5 protein-coding genes are annotated in these 19,117 nt (G+C 37.6%); all 5 read right to left on the bottom strand.

Annotated elements, in window-relative coordinates; translation table 11 throughout:
* Nucleotides 1–79: 79 nt before the first annotated feature.
* Nucleotides 80–9,280, bottom strand: coding sequence for a neuraminidase-like domain-containing protein (locus tag ACESMA_RS19810; RefSeq protein ID WP_372950608.1), 9,201 nt, complete (start codon nucleotides 9,278–9,280; stop codon nucleotides 80–82).
* Between the two features lie 21 nt (nucleotides 9,281–9,301).
* Nucleotides 9,302–10,276 carry a hypothetical protein gene (locus ACESMA_RS19805; RefSeq protein ID WP_372950607.1) on the bottom strand — a complete coding sequence of 325 codons (975 nt, stop codon included), beginning with the start codon at nucleotides 10,274–10,276 and terminating at the stop codon, nucleotides 9,302–9,304.
* Between the two features lie 231 nt (nucleotides 10,277–10,507).
* The gene (locus ACESMA_RS19800) at nucleotides 10,508–18,283 is read right to left on the bottom strand and encodes a SpvB/TcaC N-terminal domain-containing protein (protein WP_372950606.1); all 7,776 of its coding nucleotides are present in this window, start codon (nucleotides 18,281–18,283) and stop codon (nucleotides 10,508–10,510) included.
* An 81-nt stretch (nucleotides 18,284–18,364) separates the two neighbouring features.
* Entirely contained in the window at nucleotides 18,365–18,631 is a 267-nt protein-coding gene (locus ACESMA_RS19795) for a hypothetical protein (RefSeq protein WP_372950605.1), read from the bottom strand.
* 214 nt (nucleotides 18,632–18,845) lie between these two features.
* Nucleotides 18,846–19,117: response regulator transcription factor (locus tag ACESMA_RS19790; RefSeq protein ID WP_372950604.1), on the bottom strand; the 272-nt coding region annotated here is incomplete at its 5' end.

The following is a 19,117-nucleotide window of genomic DNA, read 5'->3' as shown; positions in this document are numbered from 1 at the left end:
ATACCTCATCATACAATTGTAGCACCGAAAATGGAAAATTTACGAACCGTAATTTTCCAAAATATTGCAATATTTGTGTTTATGAATTAATCAGGCTAAGTTGATATGATAAAACAATAATCAAATCTTTTATGTCTTTTTCTTGTACATCAACACCTCCTTTCGTTAACAACAAAGCAAAATCGCCTAAAGCAAAAGATGTTGCCGAGTCTGAGCCTTCATGTTGAGCTGAGTTAAGAAGGTTGATATTGACATCAGCCCCATTTGACGTAACTTTTGCCAAGTAATCGTCGCTGTTATTGAAAAATCCGTAAATGTAAATTTTTAGGAAGTCAACCATCCTGTTTTGCGCAAAGTATGGAAAACATTCTTTTGATATTTCAAAATTCATTACGTGAGTTTTCCCATCCAATGGATGAAACATCTTGTGCCATTCACCCTGGAACTCATGCCGCAAACTGAACATCCTAGTCAGTTCAATTCCGCTTGATGTTTCGGTTGGAGCACCAGTAGACTCAATTAACGACTTCAAGTATCCTATCACAAGTTTTTTGAAAGAGCCAGAATCTTCTGTTTTGGAAGGGCCAGAATCTTCACGGGCAGTGTAGCGCATTGTTATGATAATATCGCGGATTGTATTGTAGTCAAACATTCTTAATTTTTTTTCTGTGTTTAATTCCAATCGCCATTCGCCAAATGCGCCACAACCTTCAAACGGCAGGTATCGCTCATCCCGGAAATTAAATTCAAAAACTCCACTGTCGTTTTGGGCATTGCTGGTAGCAATAGAATGTGTTTCCTTAGTAACATGGCGGAAACGGATATCTGCTGAATAATCACTCGATTCGTAAGTTGCGCCCGAGGTATCTATACGTGTGGTATGCTTTAACAACCGAAGAGTTGCATTTATGCTTGTATAAGGTCCGACGACACATGGTATGCTAAGCGAAACTGATTTTATACGCCGGAAATAATGACCCTGGAAGTCGAGATCGAAAAGTGCCTCAGGAAGAATAAAAGTACAGGTGCCATTGTTCCGCAAATCGAGAATGGCTTGTGGATTCAATAACATCAACGAAATATTTTTTGTCAGTTCTAATTCCCTTGCGTTATTATCATAATATGAAGTCTCCATCCTGCGTAAATCATATTGCAGTTTTTCGGCGCTCAACAAGCCTTTCTTCAGACTATCCCAATATCCAAACTTTACAAATGAGGTGTTATTATACTCACCTAATTCATATTGATAACATTTTTCAGCTTTTTTTGCCAGATCGTATGCAAGTTGGTAACTCTGGAAGTAGACCGTAGAAATTTGTCCGATCATCCAGTCGTACAATTGCTGGTTGGTAAATTTGTTACGCATAAACGCGTCGGCTTCTTCATTGTTTTCAATTTGTAATTTTTGGTTTTGCAAATCTTTTTCTGCAATATCCAGTTTAATCTCTGCTGAAAGTATTTGTTTATCCAGTTGTTCTAATTCTTTTGAGGCGGTACTCGTTTGAAATTTCCAATCGTCCATTCTTCTAGTGTATCCACCTAGAGTGGAGGACATAATCCCCTGTGCAGTATTAATACTTGCAAAAATACCCATATAGGTACTTATTGCTCTCATCATTTCACCCAAATTATGCCCTCCCCAAGTGGCTCCCATAGAAAACGGTGAGCCTAATTTAAAATTAGGGATAGCACTGAGTACTCCGCCAATTGTATTTAATTCGCCCTGAACCAGTGATAAGATCATCCCTATTTGAATACTGTTTAAATGTTGTTTTTCATGATCATTCATATAGGGACGTGAATTGTAATACTCGTATTTTAATTGGGTTAATTCCTTTAATTTCTTAACGCTTGCTAATGATTCTTTAGCATCGTCAACCTGTTTTTCTTTCACCGTCAAAACAGCGTTTAGCACTTTCTGCTCATGGGCTGATCTTAGCAATGACAATGCTTCTTCATCACGTTTTTCCAAGGCCTGTAATAAAGCCGATCCAAGCGATTTTACTTCGTTTGTAATCTCAATGGCTTTTTGCAGAATGAAGTTAAAACGATAATTGGGCAATTCAGCATTCATATCGCTCAAAATACTGCTCAAATCCATTCCGGCCGCTGCTGCACGTACCAACATTGCAGGATCAATAGGTGGTTGAAATAAAGGAAGTGTGCGTACCACTCCTTCAATATTCATGCTATTTCGAATCTTGAATAATCGGTCCGCAACAGTATCCCAATATTTCATCAAAAATTCATTGCGTGGCACACAGAAATAGAACATTTGACCAAGTGCATTAGGGCTGTCGGAACTGCTCATACTCGGAGGAGTAACTGATGGTGAGATCATAGTTTCAATGTGCATCATAGCATTGGAGAAAGAATCCAAATCATCCTTAATATTGTCAAAGGCAGTTTCATCATTTTCGGCGCGAGGAGGAATATCGGCTGGCCGTTCTCCAAGAATTTTTGCGGCGAGAATATAAAGGTTTGTTGCCTCATTAATGCTTTCAATAGTATCGCGTTTAAATAAATTGTCACCCCATGCAATAAGGTTATCAAGGTATTTCATAACCACATTTCTCATATAGGCACTGATGCGCATGCGAGCAATCACGTGCGGTTTGAAAGGATCATCCATCCATTTTTCAACCTGCTTTGCCAATTCTGTTTCGTTTTTAAGTAAATCCTCAAGCGTTTCTATCTGAGTTCCCGCCTCCTCATAAAATCGCTTGAACTGCCAGAATCTTTCTTTGTTACCTCCTTCGCTTTTCGTTGGATCGAAAATATAATGGAACCATTTACGCGCTTCTTCAAAACGCTGATCGTCTTTAAGGCGACACGCAATAAGCATGGGCACATGAAAAAATAATTCCCAGTTGTATTGTGCGTATGCTCCACCATAATCAAAATCGATTTTATTAGTAGGATATGTATTTACAGGTACCAGAGAAGTTGGTGCATACGTATCTTTAAATAGAATGGTGTCATTCTGGGTTTGTATGTAGCGCGTTAACAATCCTTCAATCCCTAATTTAAGCAGATATTTAATGAATGTTTTTACATGTGCATGATAGAAGTTAAAAAATGTAAATTGATCCGCCTCACTATATTTAATGCCAAAATATGCCCCTGAATCAAGCAATCCGAATTTTGCCTTGGCATAAGAATAAGTTAGTGACATATTACTAACGGCTACAGCGGATGTTTCTGATAAAGCACTTTCCAATCTCGGTTCAGAAAATACCTTACTCATAGTAGCTAATTGCACATTACTACCATAGATATTTTCCATGTTGTTATTAAATTGGCTTATCTGCACATCCATCATTATATCCGATAGTTTATAATTATCAACCAAAGGATCCTGAAAATACTGGTCAATATCTAAATACGGATTCGTCACAGGGCCAATAGGATCGATTTCCGGATTGTAATAATACAAGTCATTCCAGACTTTAATTGTCCCTACCTCCCAATCATTTATCCCAAAATCCGGTTTAGTAAATTCAGCTATATAATCTGTGGTATGTTTCACATAGAACGTGTTTTTTGCATCCTGGAAAAAGAAATTTTTTGAATATGGATAATCTTCATTTGATGGCAAGACTAATTTGTAAATATTTTCTTTTGATTCTTCTAATACAATATATTGTTCTTCATTACAATTAATTTTAAATTGTTCTATTGAATCGTATTTATAATATTTAGTGAGAAATTTTAACTCCTGACCTATTGTATTAGCAGTTTTCATTTGTTTAATTGAAGAAGTATTTTCAGCATTAGTAGTTGTCAATGGAAAGGAATGCATAAAACCATCAACTGGGTCAGTATTTGTATTATTAAAAACGAAAAAATCCCCATAATAAAAATTATCATGATCAACTTTAATAAATATTTTGTCATCAGAAATGGTTGCACTAATCCAAATATTATTTTTCAAATTATCTAATTCATTTTGTTGAGTCATGGTAGTATTATCAGTAGTTGTAAAATTCTTTGAAAGTTTCTTTGCTGTCCATTTATTATTTTTAAACTCACTCCATGCTACTTGAATTTTCCACCATATATGAGGTGCTGGAACTGATTCTGTAGCGTCAACGCTACTCTTTTCCTCTTTTTCCTGTGTGAAGAAAAGCCAGAAAAGACATAATTTACGATTGAAGATAGCAGGGATTACATTATTGCCATCCACATCTATTTCGAGCTTAGTCCACGCGGTCCATTCACCATCTTCTAGTGTCCTGTGATAATATTTAGGAGGATCGCTATATGAACGTGCAAAAACATGAAGGATATCAATTTCGTCTTCATCAGGAATACCAGTTTCAACCTGATGATAAAAGCCAACCACTTCCAATCGGGCTACTTCATCCAGCTTTTCCAGGTAAGCATAAAAAGCATCTTCAACATTTGCATCGTTAAGCTCATTTTGTTTTAACTGAGCTTCCAGGTCTTTGAAAAACGGCGACTTATCATCCCGCAATTCTGGTTCAATCCAATTCTCGGGATATAAGAATATTTTTCTGTTAGCTTCCCAGACGCGGTATAACTTCCTCCATTCTTTCCATTCTTCAACCTGATCACCCTCTAATTTCAATGCTTTCTGAGTTGGGTCTGAATTTGGATGTTCCAGATTCATTAACACGCGGTCGATAAAAAGTTGGACGCTACAAATAGCTTGCTTTATGCGTGATGTCATGCTGATTGGTTTCATCTCGACATCAATCAATAAATATCCGTATAGTTCATCACTGTTTTTCCAACGTTCATATTTTCCAGCGTTTGTATTGAAATTCGCGTGTGCCACAACAAAAGCCACTAATGCCTCGCGTTGTTTTTCGCGCAAATCATCACGCAGAGGTTTCGCCAATTTCAACCATTGTGCTTCATCGTATTTTGCTTTAGCGGCATTTTTGATAGCATTGGAAACTGTGCTGTCAAAATCAGTCTGAATTGCATCCTCTAATAGGTTAGAGCTTAAGCCGATTTTTTTAAGAGCAACGATACAGCCTTTTACCTGTAAAATCAAATCGCCATTAACAAAGTCACCTGGAAATTCTGTTTTCAATAATCCTGAATTACTTGTTGTTGAGCTATTACCAACAAGGGCTTCGAGTGTAGTTCTGTCCCAGTTGGTACGTGTGCATAAATCCTCCAACCATGAACCTTTGTTGTTTGACCCAATCGCATCATCAAGGATATCGAAGAAATCAGGAGTGCCAATTGGCATTGCATCACGCGCTTTTATTAGATCGATAAGTGTTTCGAACTGATTAAAATCAGCTGGAGCCGTAACAACAGGAAGATTGGTGAGATTTGTGCATGACAATGTTGCACTCTCATTTAAAATATATTCAAGTTCATCATTTGTCAGTTTTAGTTTGTTGATGATAGTTGCAATTTTTTCGAGCTTTATGTAATCATTAAACAAATCTGGTTGTGCATTCAGTGACGCATCTGTATCGGGATTTTCTCGAACAAAAATCGGCTCAAAATCTATTGGATTGCCCGGGTCTTTATAATCAGTATAAGTTTTCAAAAAGTTATTTATTGAAAAATCGTCAGCACGAAAATCTTCTACCATAGCTTTAGCTGGATTTGCAATTCCTTTCAAATATTTTTGCAAAAGCAAACCTGAAGCTGTGGCAGTAATTTTTAATTTTTCCGAAAACTTTTGAACAATCGTATTTCGCTGTTCTTCGGCAGTTGAGGTCTTAGTGGCACGAAGCGAACTTCTCAACTCTGATAAAAATACGCTTATGGTATCATCTTCTGGGGCAACAGCAGTTTCTTCTAAATAATCGTGGCGCAAAATATAGTTGAGTTGGTCAACGGAGAAACCTGAAGTTTTTACTGTATCAGTTTTTAACAAAAATTGAAAAGTTGCAAGTGGCGAATCAAAAATATCGGTAATTGTTCCAATTAGTTTTTTAAGGTTTAAAAAATTTTTTACACTAAGCTTTAACTTTCGTGCAAGCAATGCATAACGATAAAGCGAAGATAAATTAGCCAATGTGAGATTTGTGTTGGCCACAACCGTAGAATCTTCTATTAAGTAATCATAGTCAGTAGAGTTAATCTGAAGTGCCGCAAAAATAGTGGTGGTATGGTCATCCATTGAACCGGAAAGAGTCGTCGGGTCTTCAAAAGCAGTATCGATAGGATTTAAAACAGCCTTATTTATAAATAGTTTTTCGTAAAGCGAAATTATAGGTGGATAATCATCTTTAAAATAATTGATATAAGAAGTTGAACCAATGTCTGACCACAATGCAAGTGTGTTTTCAAGTGTCAAATTGAGCTGTTTTGAAAGAAAAACTGCCTGGGATATTTTCTTTAAATTTGTTTTATTTTGAGCAATATCGGCTCCGAAACTTAAATTGAAAGCCATGGCTGCTCTGTCCATGTCAAACATAGTCCAGCCCAACTTGCGCCATAAGCGCAGGAAGCAATGAATTTTTTGCAAGTGTGCAGAGGTAACACCTACCAGTTCGAGTTTGGAAAGTTCGCAGGTATCGGGGCTACATTCGCAATTAACCTGTATTGTTATTGTCCGTATATCATTTCCTTCTGAATCTTTCCCTGTTACAGGGTTTATAAAATCGCACAACAACATGGTAAGCATGTCCTTATATTCCAAATCAGTTTGCTGCAAAAAAACATCTACACGCCCGATCAATGCAACCGACCACAAACCGCCTGAAATTTGTTTACTTGAATCAGCCGGGTCTGTAAGGGGTTTATAACCGTTTGATTTATCAAAGCCGTAAAAATTCCACAATCCTGAATTGACGGAACCATCTCCGATTATTTCTCCTGTAAGAATTTTTCCTTCCTGCAAGGAAATATTAATCCGCTCCATACATATATCGAAATCATCAAATGCTTCTTCTTTTGTACCGGCAAAAAAAGTAGCCATTAGTTGATGACGTTGAACACCCAAATGTTTCAAATAAACACGGGCCTCTTCGACTGGAAGATTAAAAGGCAACATATGAGGATACACTGCAGTTTTCAGTTCATTATAAGCAGAATATTGCAAATGTTCCGGATTTGCTGCCAATTCATTCTGCTGCCATGTGGTTTGATATGACTTTTCAACGGTTTTCTGAGGAGTTTTGTGTGTAAGTATAAAATTTTCAAGAAGTTCATTTACCAAATCTATATAAGGCAAGGCTGTGTTGGTATTTTTACAGCTTAATTCGATGTGAACCAAATCGGGTCGTCTACGGATAAGTTCATTATAAACATCAGGTGTACGGCTGTATAAAAAATTCAGGATATCGGTATAATAAGCTGCGGGGCTAAATACCGATGCACAATGTTTACATTCACATGCATCCAAGGTTCCAAACATAGTACGCAATGTTGGGTCAGAAATTGGGGCCGAAGTAACAGTTGTTTCCAGGTTAAGACCTGGATGTGACTTTGACCAGATTATTGCGCTATGCATATAATTTTTTTCGGCCTGTTTGAAAGCAAGAGTAGCAGCTTCTACCGAACCAAAAACAGATGTATAGTTATGAATAAATGTTGTTTGCGGAATTGTGACAATTTGGTATGCTGAATCCAATCCATCCATTTTTAGCTGCGACATTGCTTTAAAGTTCTTGGTATATGCCGATAAACGCTGGATACTCTGAAGTTCGCTTGCCAATAGGTTTTTGTCGTCTACCCCCGCAAAATTGAAATTGGAACCTTCTTCCAGAATAGAAATGGTAGGGGTGTTTTTAATATCGAAAGAAGAATTATTTTTAAAAAAAGTAGTTAAATCGTTATAGGAAGAAGCAAATGCTGTTTCTTGCGGATTTTGTTTTGCCAACTTCCCAAAAAAAGAATGCGTAGGAAAAGCTGTTTCAAGTGTTTCTGAAATTCGTGCAGCATATTTTTCAATCCGTTCATTCTCATCTTTACCTTCGATAAATGTAGGTACTATAGATTTGTTTTTCTTCTCCGACAAATCATTAACGTATGCTATCCATTCATCTTTATCGTTAGCCGCTAAATTTTGAAAGGTATTATCTGATTCGGCATTTTCATCCAATAATGCTTTAATCATATCGGGCTGATTACCAGTTAATACGGCTAGTTGTAATGCTGTCTGAATTTTTTTTGTAATTGTTGTGTCATTAGTGATTTTATACAAATTATCCCAAAATTCCTTTACAGGTCCTTGGTAACTCAAATAAGCATTTAATACTTTCTTCTGCATATTCTTGTCGTGAACAACCGTCCCTAAAATTTCCCCAAATGAAGCATCCATTTTACCTGGTACCTCATCCAATGTTTTTCCAACGATATAATCATTCCACTGTTCTACAACTTTATCGCTATTAGCGGCTGTTGTATCCGATATATGACTTTTCTCAGCGGCTTTCATCAATGCCTCTTTCATGGCTTTGCCATCTTTTGAAGAAAGACTTTTGGCATTGGTGGGCATACCTTGCTTAAACAGACCATAAAATGCTTCGGCAGGAATTTGTGTTTCGGTTTCCAACTCATTCGCACGCAACCAGAAAAACGTTTCCCGGGGCTTTAGGTTCGTTTGCTCAGCTACAAAGTAGACATCTTCCACATTCAATGGTTTTTTTTCGGAGCCTTGATTTAATTCTTCGAAATATTTTTTTAGAATTGGCTTATGCAAAGTGAAAGCAGGAGTGCCTTTGTAATACACATCTGCAACTGTCAGATTCACATAATTATTTTCTTCGGGTTGAAAAATCTTATCAGACACTGCGAGCGATTTTCCGTTGTTGTCTTTAACTTCTAAAATATAAGCAGCATTGCCTGATAATGCCGTAATGGTTATAGAATAATGACCATCCGAATTTGTGGTCGTTTCGCCAAGCATTTTTGTGGTGCGCAAAAGTTGTTCACTTAACACCACTTTTATTTTGCCAATTTCATTTCCGTTGGTATGCGCTACTTTACCTCTGAAGGTAATTTTGCCGGGATTGATATTCACCTTTTCCATATCTACAATGATTCTTACATTCTCAATATGATTTTTTATATTCCAGAGCACCGAATGCTCGGTGCTGTGAATCAGCCTTTCATCCCTGTATATTTTAAAGTATAAATCGGGATTTTTGTCAAAAAACAATTCTTTGAATCGTTCTTGGGTAAAAGTAATTTTGAAATTACCGCCTTGATCAGTTACTGCTTCTCCCAGGTAATCATCAATTAGCAAGTCTTTATCCCATGCTTCAATTCTTAGTTCCGGGACTCCTTCATTTGTTTGTTTACTGATGATACTGCCGGTGATGGTTATTTTATCTTTTGTCATGACGCTATTATTTTGATGATTTTACTTCATTAAATTTTCTCCAATAAGAGCTGCAAGTTTATTGCGATCTATAAGCGATATAAATTCATTCTTACTGTTTGTTAATGCAACAAACGGGGCTTTATGCTGCATTAATTCTTTTATTTGTTTCTCGTTTGATTCACCCGGTAATTTGGTATAGCTTGCAGAATCTTTTTCGTAGAAACTTTTTGTAATTGCCACACTCACCCGGTTAATATCAAGATTTAACCAATGCGTGTGTTCCCATATTTCGTAATCTCCCAGACGCACCCAATCGCCTGGTTTAACATCCGGTGGAAGTTGGTCTTTTGGTGTCTGGCAATTATTTTCGGTTTTAATTACCTCTTCAGGATCACATTGGAGCCGCATATTTTGGTTTTCAATGAATGTGCGGATTATCTCTCCTGCGATAGTCGGCTTGAGTTCAGGCCCTAGATGATTTATCTTGGGTTGATTTAATGCATCATTCAGCGATGTTTCCAACCATGGATAAGATTGTGCCAGGTTTTTTTGTAAAGCTTCAGGTGACGCCAAACCAAGCAACCGACGATAATATTCCCCCTGACTTTGCACTAAAACGATACATTTTAGTCCACGCATTGCGGTTAAAAACACAGAGAAAATAAAGAGTCTTGAAACTAACCAGGTACGCCCCTCTTTTAAATCTACGATCAGGTAATCCCAGGATTTATCTGTACTTATTTGATTAAAAAGCATTGTTAAAGTGGTGCTGGATACTTCCCCTCCAAGCATTTCAGAACTCTGCTGAATATTAGAGTCTGACCAGGGAGGGGTGGCGGCTGATAATGCCGCCATTTCAACAGATACATTAAATACTGAAAGTTTTGTTATCCGCTGGCTGAACCCGCTAATAAAATTTGATAAAGCCTTGCGATAAATCAACAAGGCACCAATTACAACTAATGGCCAGATAAGGATGTCGATTAGTTTTATTAGGTTAGTACAATCTATCATAATTTTCGTTTATTAATTGTCTTCTAAAAATTAATATTTCATTTTAGTTTATGTCGCTAACTTTTATTCCTGCTTTTTTATTTTTATGTTTACTTTTATTACACATACTACAAACTTGAGCAAGTTGGGGAAAGTTCTTAAGTAGACTTTATTGTTTCAAATTCTTAAATTCTTCTATTTCAGTTCATTTTTAATTTCATATTTTCATTTTGAGAATTGTCAATGTTATAATCAGAAAGGGTGCCATGAGCTTGATTTCAAAATTTCATTAAGAAAATCTTGACTTCGAATTAAATACTGTATTCCTACCCCAATTCCAGAGTCATATCGAGTTTTGCCAAGTTCAGAAATGATTAATTTTGGGTTTAGACCTTTTTCTTTTAAAAAATTTTCTACCAATCCTCCTTGAATCTCTGAACTTAATCTTTGCGCTCCTGGGAAATGTGCTTCCCTAAAACTATCAATGTACTTTGTTATCTCTTTATATAATTCCCGATCTTTACCTCCAGGTCTAAAATCAAGGTAGTCATCTTTTGCAAGTCTTTTTAATGAGGTTTCTATCTTTAGGAAAAAACCTTTGCCTCCTTCTTTACCTCCATACAAAGCGGCATTACCAATATCATCTGTTAATGAAAATCCTTGACCAAAATCCGCCATCCGGGGTTTAAGAACGCTAACTTGACCTTCTATCACTCTTGGGGTACCGTGATAAAGAGTTTCTGTTCCTTCTTGTAATGAGGTCTTCGGAGTAATTGCACCACCGGAAATCCCCATTGGAAAGAATAATGGAACTTCTAGTACATTTCGTGTTATTTGAATGGCACTGTTTTTTGCGTAATCAGCTGAATTACTGTTAGAAGCTGCATCTCTTCCAATGTTACTAACCATTGCTTTACTTGTGTCAATACCGGTTGCCGCTCCAAAGCCAGAAACAGCAATGTCTTGAACTTGAGCAATAGATTGATAAAGGAAATTTTGAGTTAATAAATTCCATACAAAAGAACCTGTTGCTGAGGCTCCTGCTTTTACTGCTTTACCTACTCTTTCCTTCACTGAAGGAGGTATTGATCTATCGATGGCCTGAATTTCTTCCTTGCTTCCGCCAAAAGGCATTGTCCCATGTATATCACTTAATTTGATAGGATTGGAATTGACGTATTCATATAGGTTGAAACCTCCTTTTAGTTCAAATGGATCTGCACTCATCCACCTTACCAACCATGGTAAATAATATCTTACTGAATGATATTCCAATCCCGTTTCTTCATCCCGCTCCATGCCTGTATAGCGGTATCGCTTTGCTGCTGATTTTATGGTAGCATTATTTGCTTGGTATGCAGTGGTTCCAAAAGGATGATATTCCTCATAAGAAATTACATTCCCACTATCATCCAACTCCAAACTGGCCGATCCCAGGTGATTGCCAAACTGGAATCGGACTGTTCTTAAGTCAGTATCTGTATCCACACCATTTTGCGTATCTACCATGACAATTCTTTTGGTATCATCCATTATCTGCAAGGTGGCCCGTTCTAAGCCTCTGTTGTTTCCTGTGTGTTTTTTATAAACTTCAATTTCGCCCAAGTAAACACTTTCTTCTTTTTTACTACCGCCACCATTTATTTCTGTTACCTTTCGTACCCGCTGCCCGTTGCTGTCATACACATAATAAGTTGTTTCGGGCGGATTGTCTTCTGAATCGTCAGTTTTGCAAAAGGCCTGTCGTGCAGTAGCCTGAAGTTCATCCTTAAAATTCCATTGCATTAACGAGAGATGCGGCATGGAGTTAATAAAACCATGTGTTGGATGATGTGGGTATGTGTAAGTCTGTCCACCAACCTTAGTGTTTTTCAACCGGTTGTTATCAGTTTCATAGGTACAGATTCGTGTCCAATTCCCAGTACCCCCATTGGCTTTATGATCCATTATCAGGATGTTGCCTACGGGATCGTAACTGTATTTTTGGGTGTAACTTCGCCAGGCCATATCATCATTGGGACCTGGAACAGGATTATATGATTTTAGGAACTCCTTATCTCGCCAGTTATCACACTGTCCAAAATCGATCGCCTGTCCTGCATGTTCTTTACCAGTGGCTTCAATTAAACGATAGTGGGCATCGTATTTATAAAATCCTTTGGGTTCAATTTTGAAATTATTAAAGAATTTTGTAGGGATGGCTTTGTCTTCTATTTCAGTGATATTACCTACCGGATCGTAGGTGTAATACAAGTCTTGCACTACCTTCCCATTGGACTCTGTACAAAGATGGATCAATCGAAAAGTTTCTTTATCGTAGGTATAAGTAGTGGTGGCTAAGTCATTATTGTCTTTATCGCCATAGACAATTTTTTCTCTTTGCCCTTTCGCATCATAATTTATGTTTTTTACAAAAACCTTCATTTGCTTTACTATAGAACCATTAACTGGTAGCATTTCAACCGACATTGTTTCCAGTAAACCAGCCTCATTAAAACCGGATTTGGTTTCGCTTTCATCCGATGTGGTTGTATTAATTTCACGGTTGAGTGCATCAAACTCAAATTTTGTTATGAATTCAGTTAAATCATCAGTATCAAATAAATCTGCATTATTGAGATTTGCCGGTATCCAGTTAGGAACTTCTTTATAATTTGCATTAAGCTCCCGGGAAGTCTCTATAAGATTCCCTTTAAAATCAAACTTTGAATTTTTAATTAATCCAGCGGTATCATATTTTTGAAAAACCTGTCCCCGTAAATTATTCAGGTATTCACCGGCTTGTCCCTCACCATAGATAATAAATTCAAAAATATTGTCCATGACCACATCGTCACCGCCTTTTACTTTACTGCTTTCTGGCCTTTGAATATCATCATATTCAAAACTATAAACATGGTGCCTGCTATCCCATCGATGAATAGGTTTACCCATCAGATTATTTAAAATCCATCGTTCTCCGGCATCCATGCTATTTTGATACACACGGTGTCCAAGCATATCGTATTTATATGCCATGACTGAATTACCACGTGCATCCATTACCGCCCGGGCATTTCCTTCAATGTCCAATTGTTTAAAAGTCGTGTACAGCTTATCCTTATCAGAGGCGTCTTTTCCATTATTGGCAATACTTAATACAGACCTGCCCAGGGAATCCAGGTAAAGGGAGGATGGTGTGTTGGCGTGGGATTGTGCCAGGCTTGTTGCCCTTTGTTCTTTTGAATCATTAATAAAGTCTGAGCGTGTATTGTCTGTCCGCTGCAAAAACCACAAACATTCATCTTCTTTAACCGTATCATTTTGGTCAAAATTCAACTGTTTCCACGAATCAAACTCAACCCTCGTAAGGGTCCCATCTGGGAAGGTTGTTTTTACCAGACGACCCAAAGCATCGTAATACATCACAGGTGTTACGCCGCATTCCACTAGTGAGGATTCACTTTCGTACAGAAAATTAGTACTGAAATAGGGCTCATACTGTTTTACGGGATTGCCTTTATTGTTTAATACAGTCCGGCCATTGCCTACCCATCGCAATTCAGGTGTAGTATCCTTTTCCTGTTTAATTCCGACGGCATCAATATAGCAGGCTGTTCCGGGCTCTGCCTGTACTTTGCTCATAGCTACCTTGCCCAATCCATCGGAATATTCAAAATTGAATTGAATTTTGCTGTTATTATTTTCGGCATAATGATCTTCACGCGTGATAGAAGCCACAACAACAGGCTGGTTACCCGTATTGTGGAATGTATCAAAATCGTAAACAAAACGAACGGAGGCATGTTTCAGTAAATCATTGCCTTTGGTTCGTAAAGTGGCTGTGTCCGTACTTTCGGATGTAGCAGTACCAAAGAATTCATTAATAAGAGTTATTTCTGCCTCATCCGTGTATTCCTTTAAACCTGAAAGCTCATCCGCTTTATCTGCATTTGCCAGGGTGTAATTGGTACCATCAAAATCTCCGTTCCCTTCAATGGCCAAGGCTTTGACCAAACCCAACTCGTCCGTTAATACAGAAGAAGGATTGGCATTATGGTCAATCATCCGGTTGGGAGACAGGGTACGGTAATTAAAAATGTCAACTACCATTTTATTCCCGATGGCATCTTCGGTTTCTTTTATGTACAAAAAGCAGTTGTCGTATTGTACATCTGTAATTGCACCGAATGGATCTTCAAATTTAAGGGGTGAGAAAAACCGGTCTCTTACATTTGCAACTGCTTCGCCAGCATTGGCCTTAAAATGTATAATACCGGAACGGATCCATAATTTACCACCGATGACAGAATATTTTCCTTTGGCCTGAATGAAATTGCTTACATCATCACCGTCCACTTGCAGTTCAGTTCCATCTTTTTTGTAAATATCTTTTACCAAATCAATGGTGTAAGCCAACTGGTAGTTTTGAAAGGGCAAACCCAAAGTATCGAAGAAACCAAAAGGTAGCTCATTTAAATTGTCATCTAAATAGTTGGATTTGATATGTTCAATTAATCGAATTTTCTTTCCGCCTCCCGGGCTTTCATGATATCCAATTTCGGTGGCTTGCGGTAAGGCATTCTCCAATTCGGAAAGATTAAAGATATCTGAAGAAGGTGTAAATCCGGTTAATTCATAAGTTTTGGTTTCATGTGGTAAACGATAGCGGTAAGCATGTGGCAGGTCAATATCATCAAAATCAGAAATCCCATCGTTATATTTAGCAAAACTGTTTTGAGTGTAGATGATATGCGTTTTAGTCTGTTCATCTTTTGCTGCTTGGATGTTTGCATTAAATGCATTACTCAATTGTGTTTTTTGTGCTGAATCATTGTTCAAAACATCTTCTGAAAAATCGGTGATGTTATCTGAAAGATTCTGAAAATCGACATCTGCTTTAGCCTGATTTCTTCCGTAAACTACTGAAGCGCTTTCCAATATATTCCCTAATTCATCAATTTTAGTGTTCAGTGTATGCGCTATCCTGGAATCGGTTACGTCTCTTTCATAACTAATGGTAATAGCTTCACTTTCGGTAACTATAAAGACTCCAAATTCGTTTTTGTCTTTGGGCTGCTGTAGTTGTATATTGCAATTATGCGTGGCTACGGAATATGGTTTCATTTGCAATTGCAACTCAGCATCCGTTGAATCTTTAGGCGCATCCAATGCAAAGATCTCCTGCCGCAGCATAATCCCTTTACATGCCCGTAACGCTTCCCTGTATTCATCACCCAGTAATGCTTTAATATCATTTGAAAGATGGGCATCCGGAAGTTCAGATTCTTCAATAGTATGAGGTGAATCCGGAAATTGTTTGTAGTATTCTTTATACCAATATTCATCCTTGAATTGGGTGAGTATCCTTTCCTTGTCTAAAAAAGCCCCTGTATGGAACCATGTTTTGGTTAGTACAGGTTTTTGAAACAATTCCTCAGCTTTTTCCAATTGATTGGTTGCATTGTTCCTAACCCATTCTGCATAATGTTCAGAATCTGTTTGCTCCACCATTCCAAAGCCCCTGAACTCCCGTTCTGGATGATCATAATAACCATGGTGGTATTGGTATTTACTGGAAAAGTGGACATCGGTAATTTTCTCTTCGACAACTAACTTACTGACCACCTGCACCGGGAATGGTAGTTTCGTTATCCAGGGTTTACCTTTCTTTTTATCTTTAAGATAATAATGGGTGGAGCTTTTATATTGAATGGTTGTTTCATTCCCAAAATTGTTTTTATAATGGACAAGTACATGCGGTTTTTTGCTATCCATTAAATCGATATACTGCATCGGCGCATTTGCATAAGCAGGTAAGTCTGATGACCAGACAATACATGAAGTACCTGTTCCCAACAGGTCAGTTACGGAAAGTTTGCTATGGTCGTCTATGAGAAAAAATGGTTCAATTTCATGGGCATCGCTCCAGGCATTTCCGCTTAAATTGATATAGGATTTAAAACTATTCCTGCCCAGATAGATAATATCAGTAGCACCTGTACCGCTAACATCTGCCAGATGTAAAAATTGCGGATTGTAAATGTCAGGATTATCAAATACCGGTGAATTGCCCATAGTGATTTTAGCACTGAATTCTCCATATCCTTTATTCGCCCAGTAACAAATTTCTCCATTGCGAATGCGGACAATGTCTGTTAGTCCATCGCCCGACATATCTGCCAGGAAGATTGTTTGTAACTGATCTGCAAAAACAATAGCAGGGCCTGTTTCCTCATCGAAGGTTTTATGCGCAATTTCTGCAGGCTGATGTCCTTTTTTCCCATCAGCAGCATACCAGGTAAAAACGTTTTCTTCCGTGATAACAATATCCGGCTGTCCATCTCCGTTTAAGTCCAGCAAACGGGTATTCGGGTCCTGTAAATCAACATTGACAATTTGTTCAAAAGGCATAAAGGGCTTCCAATTGTTATCATGGGTCAATTCAAAATACCCTTTTATGTCTTCGCTATTAACTACAACCTGTTTCTCACCATTAGCTGCCAGGTCCTGAATGGAAAGTAGTCCCCCGGACAAGCCTGTAAATGAAGGTTTGGGAATCACCTGTTTTGCAACAGTAAAAGCAACATTTCCATCTTCATTCACATCGCCAAAGTTGCTTTTGTAAAACCACCCGTCACCCTGTTCGCTTAAAATGCCTGAAATGCCTTCGCCATGTAAGTCCACCCACTGATAATTGTTGGTCAATCCAACCGGTGCATTTATAATATTTTCAGGACTAACTTTTTTAATGGTTTTATTCCAGTTAAGCTTCTCGTAAGAAAACTCCATAGGTGGGAGTGATTTTTTTGAATACGTTCCATCCAGTTTTCGAATGTAGCCGCTTTGAGTAATGGATAGTAAATATGTTGTTTCGGATTGTCCAGAGTCATTTATAGACGAAGGTTTGTATTCCAGATCTAATGAACGGACCAAATAGTTTTCACCAAAAGTTCCTTCTTCCGGTGTGCCAACAAACTGTTTTTCATCTTTAAAATGATGAAACATTAATATTCGTTTGCATAATCGATTGGTCCTGATTTCAAAACCGGAACGATAAGATGAGAAAGCATCCGCTCTATAGTTCCATTGGCCCGCATCATCAGGTTTGGGATTATCAATACCATGTTCTCCATAGTCCAGCACTAACTCAAAGAAATGTCCTTTATCGTCAGGTGTTTGAGGATCATAAGGCTTATTAAAATCTGCATAATAGGCAATCCTGTTACCATATTTTACACTTTTAAGATAGGTATTTGTATATGGAGCAATCCCGTTTTTCCGATTCTTTTCATAAATAGTATTTGATATGCTATCATCATTGTTTAATGATCCATCATCGTTAATATTCGTGTCCTTTTTATACTGGTATTTTATCCAATTTCCCTTGTCATCATAGCTAAATTCAGGCATCCACTGGAAAATCTGAGTTTTATCTTCAGGATTAGCAATTCGGGCATTCGGACCTCTTCCAAAAATGGTAGCAATATTTTCACGTGTTGTTACTTTCCAGTAAAAGCCATGATCTTCATGATGGATTTTTTCGATCCGGGTAAAGCCACCTTCGATCCGGGGCCGGTATCTTTTTATGGTATAGCCATCAACACCATTGTTAGGATAATTTTTATCCTTCCATCCACTATCATCTTTTTCTAAAAAAGGCACCAAGTCTTCTGCCCCGGAAAACATAAATATATCTTCTTCCAATCCATCCCGGTACCTCGGCAATCGTTTATCTGTTTTCCTTTGGATTACAGGTAAAGCAACAGACCACCCTAAGCCAAAAATGCCATTCCCACCTCCTGAATTGTAGGATAGAGAAAGAGGCGGGGAAAAATTATTACGTCCGGGAGTAATCGGGAGCGGAATAGAAAAACCGGCAGTTCCGTTGGCAGCGTTTACCTCAAATTTTTCGTCAATACCTTTAAAGGCACCACCGCCTTTTGGTAAGCTTATCTGCGGGATCTGGATCGCATTTGATTCAGTTTTTACTCCATCGGTTTTCAGGAATTGGGAGGAAGTATTTTGGTTTTCTGTTTCTTTGTTCATTTTAATTCCTTTTCAATTTGTCCGATAATAAAGCGATAGATGAAAACAAAGAATTCCACCGAAAACTGTACAGTTTTTTAATTATGTGGAATTCACAGAAATGGAGATTTGCCGATTAAAGCAGGAGCAGCCAGGACTAACAGAATTGAGTGAATTTAACGATCCTGTTAACGAAACCGAATTAGCAGCTAATTTTTCACCAATACCTTTTATAGCACCTACCCCTTTTGGCAAGGAAATTTGGGGAATTCTGGTATGCAATTCTTTTAGCGCACTTTGATTTAGAGAACGGCCAGAATCAACATTTTCTTCCTGATTAGTTTTTGACTGGCTTTGTATTCCATTCATAAAATCAGTATCTTTGGATGATAAGATGGTTGTTTTTTAGTAAAATTGAATAAGAAAATAAGTGAAAACTGTACTTTTAAGTTGTAGATTTTTTATACTGCTCCGCTATCTCAGTCCCATTTAGATTGAGCAAAAAGAAAATAAGGATTTTATAAAACCAATTCCATCCTCATTTATGAGGATATTTTTTGTGTTGAATTTCGTGAGGGTTGTGCTAAGAAATCAAGTTCAGATGGAATCCTTTTTTAATTAATTCAGCACTGTTGTTTACATGTAGTTTGTGGATTAAATTTTTCCGGTGGGTAATGACTGTAGTTTCACAAATATTTAATTTATTGGCAATCATTTTTGCTGAGTAGCCTGATGAAAGCAGTTGAAAAATTTCTTTTTCCCTAGCTGTAATTTTTAGTCCCCGGTTTGCTGTAACTTCTTCGATAAATGCAAGCAGGACTTTGAATATTTGTTCCTGATTCTTATATAAATAAA

The organism is Mariniphaga sp. (genome assembly GCF_041687215.1).
GTDB lineage: Bacteria > Bacteroidota > Bacteroidia > Bacteroidales > Prolixibacteraceae > Mariniphaga.
This window is presented reverse-complemented; position numbering and strand designations above follow the sequence as displayed.

Excerpts from the sequence above, each read along its gene's own strand:
- ACESMA_RS19810 (WP_372950608.1), bottom strand. The coding sequence starts at position 9,280 with ATGACAAAAGATAAAATAACCATCACCGGCAGTATCATCAGTAAACAA.
- ACESMA_RS19805 (WP_372950607.1), bottom strand. The coding sequence starts at position 10,276 with ATGATAGATTGTACTAACCTAATAAAACTAATCGACATCCTTATCTGG.
- ACESMA_RS19800 (WP_372950606.1), bottom strand. The coding sequence starts at position 18,283 with ATGAACAAAGAAACAGAAAACCAAAATACTTCCTCCCAATTCCTGAAA.
- ACESMA_RS19795 (WP_372950605.1), bottom strand. The coding sequence starts at position 18,631 with ATGAATGGAATACAAAGCCAGTCAAAAACTAATCAGGAAGAAAATGTT.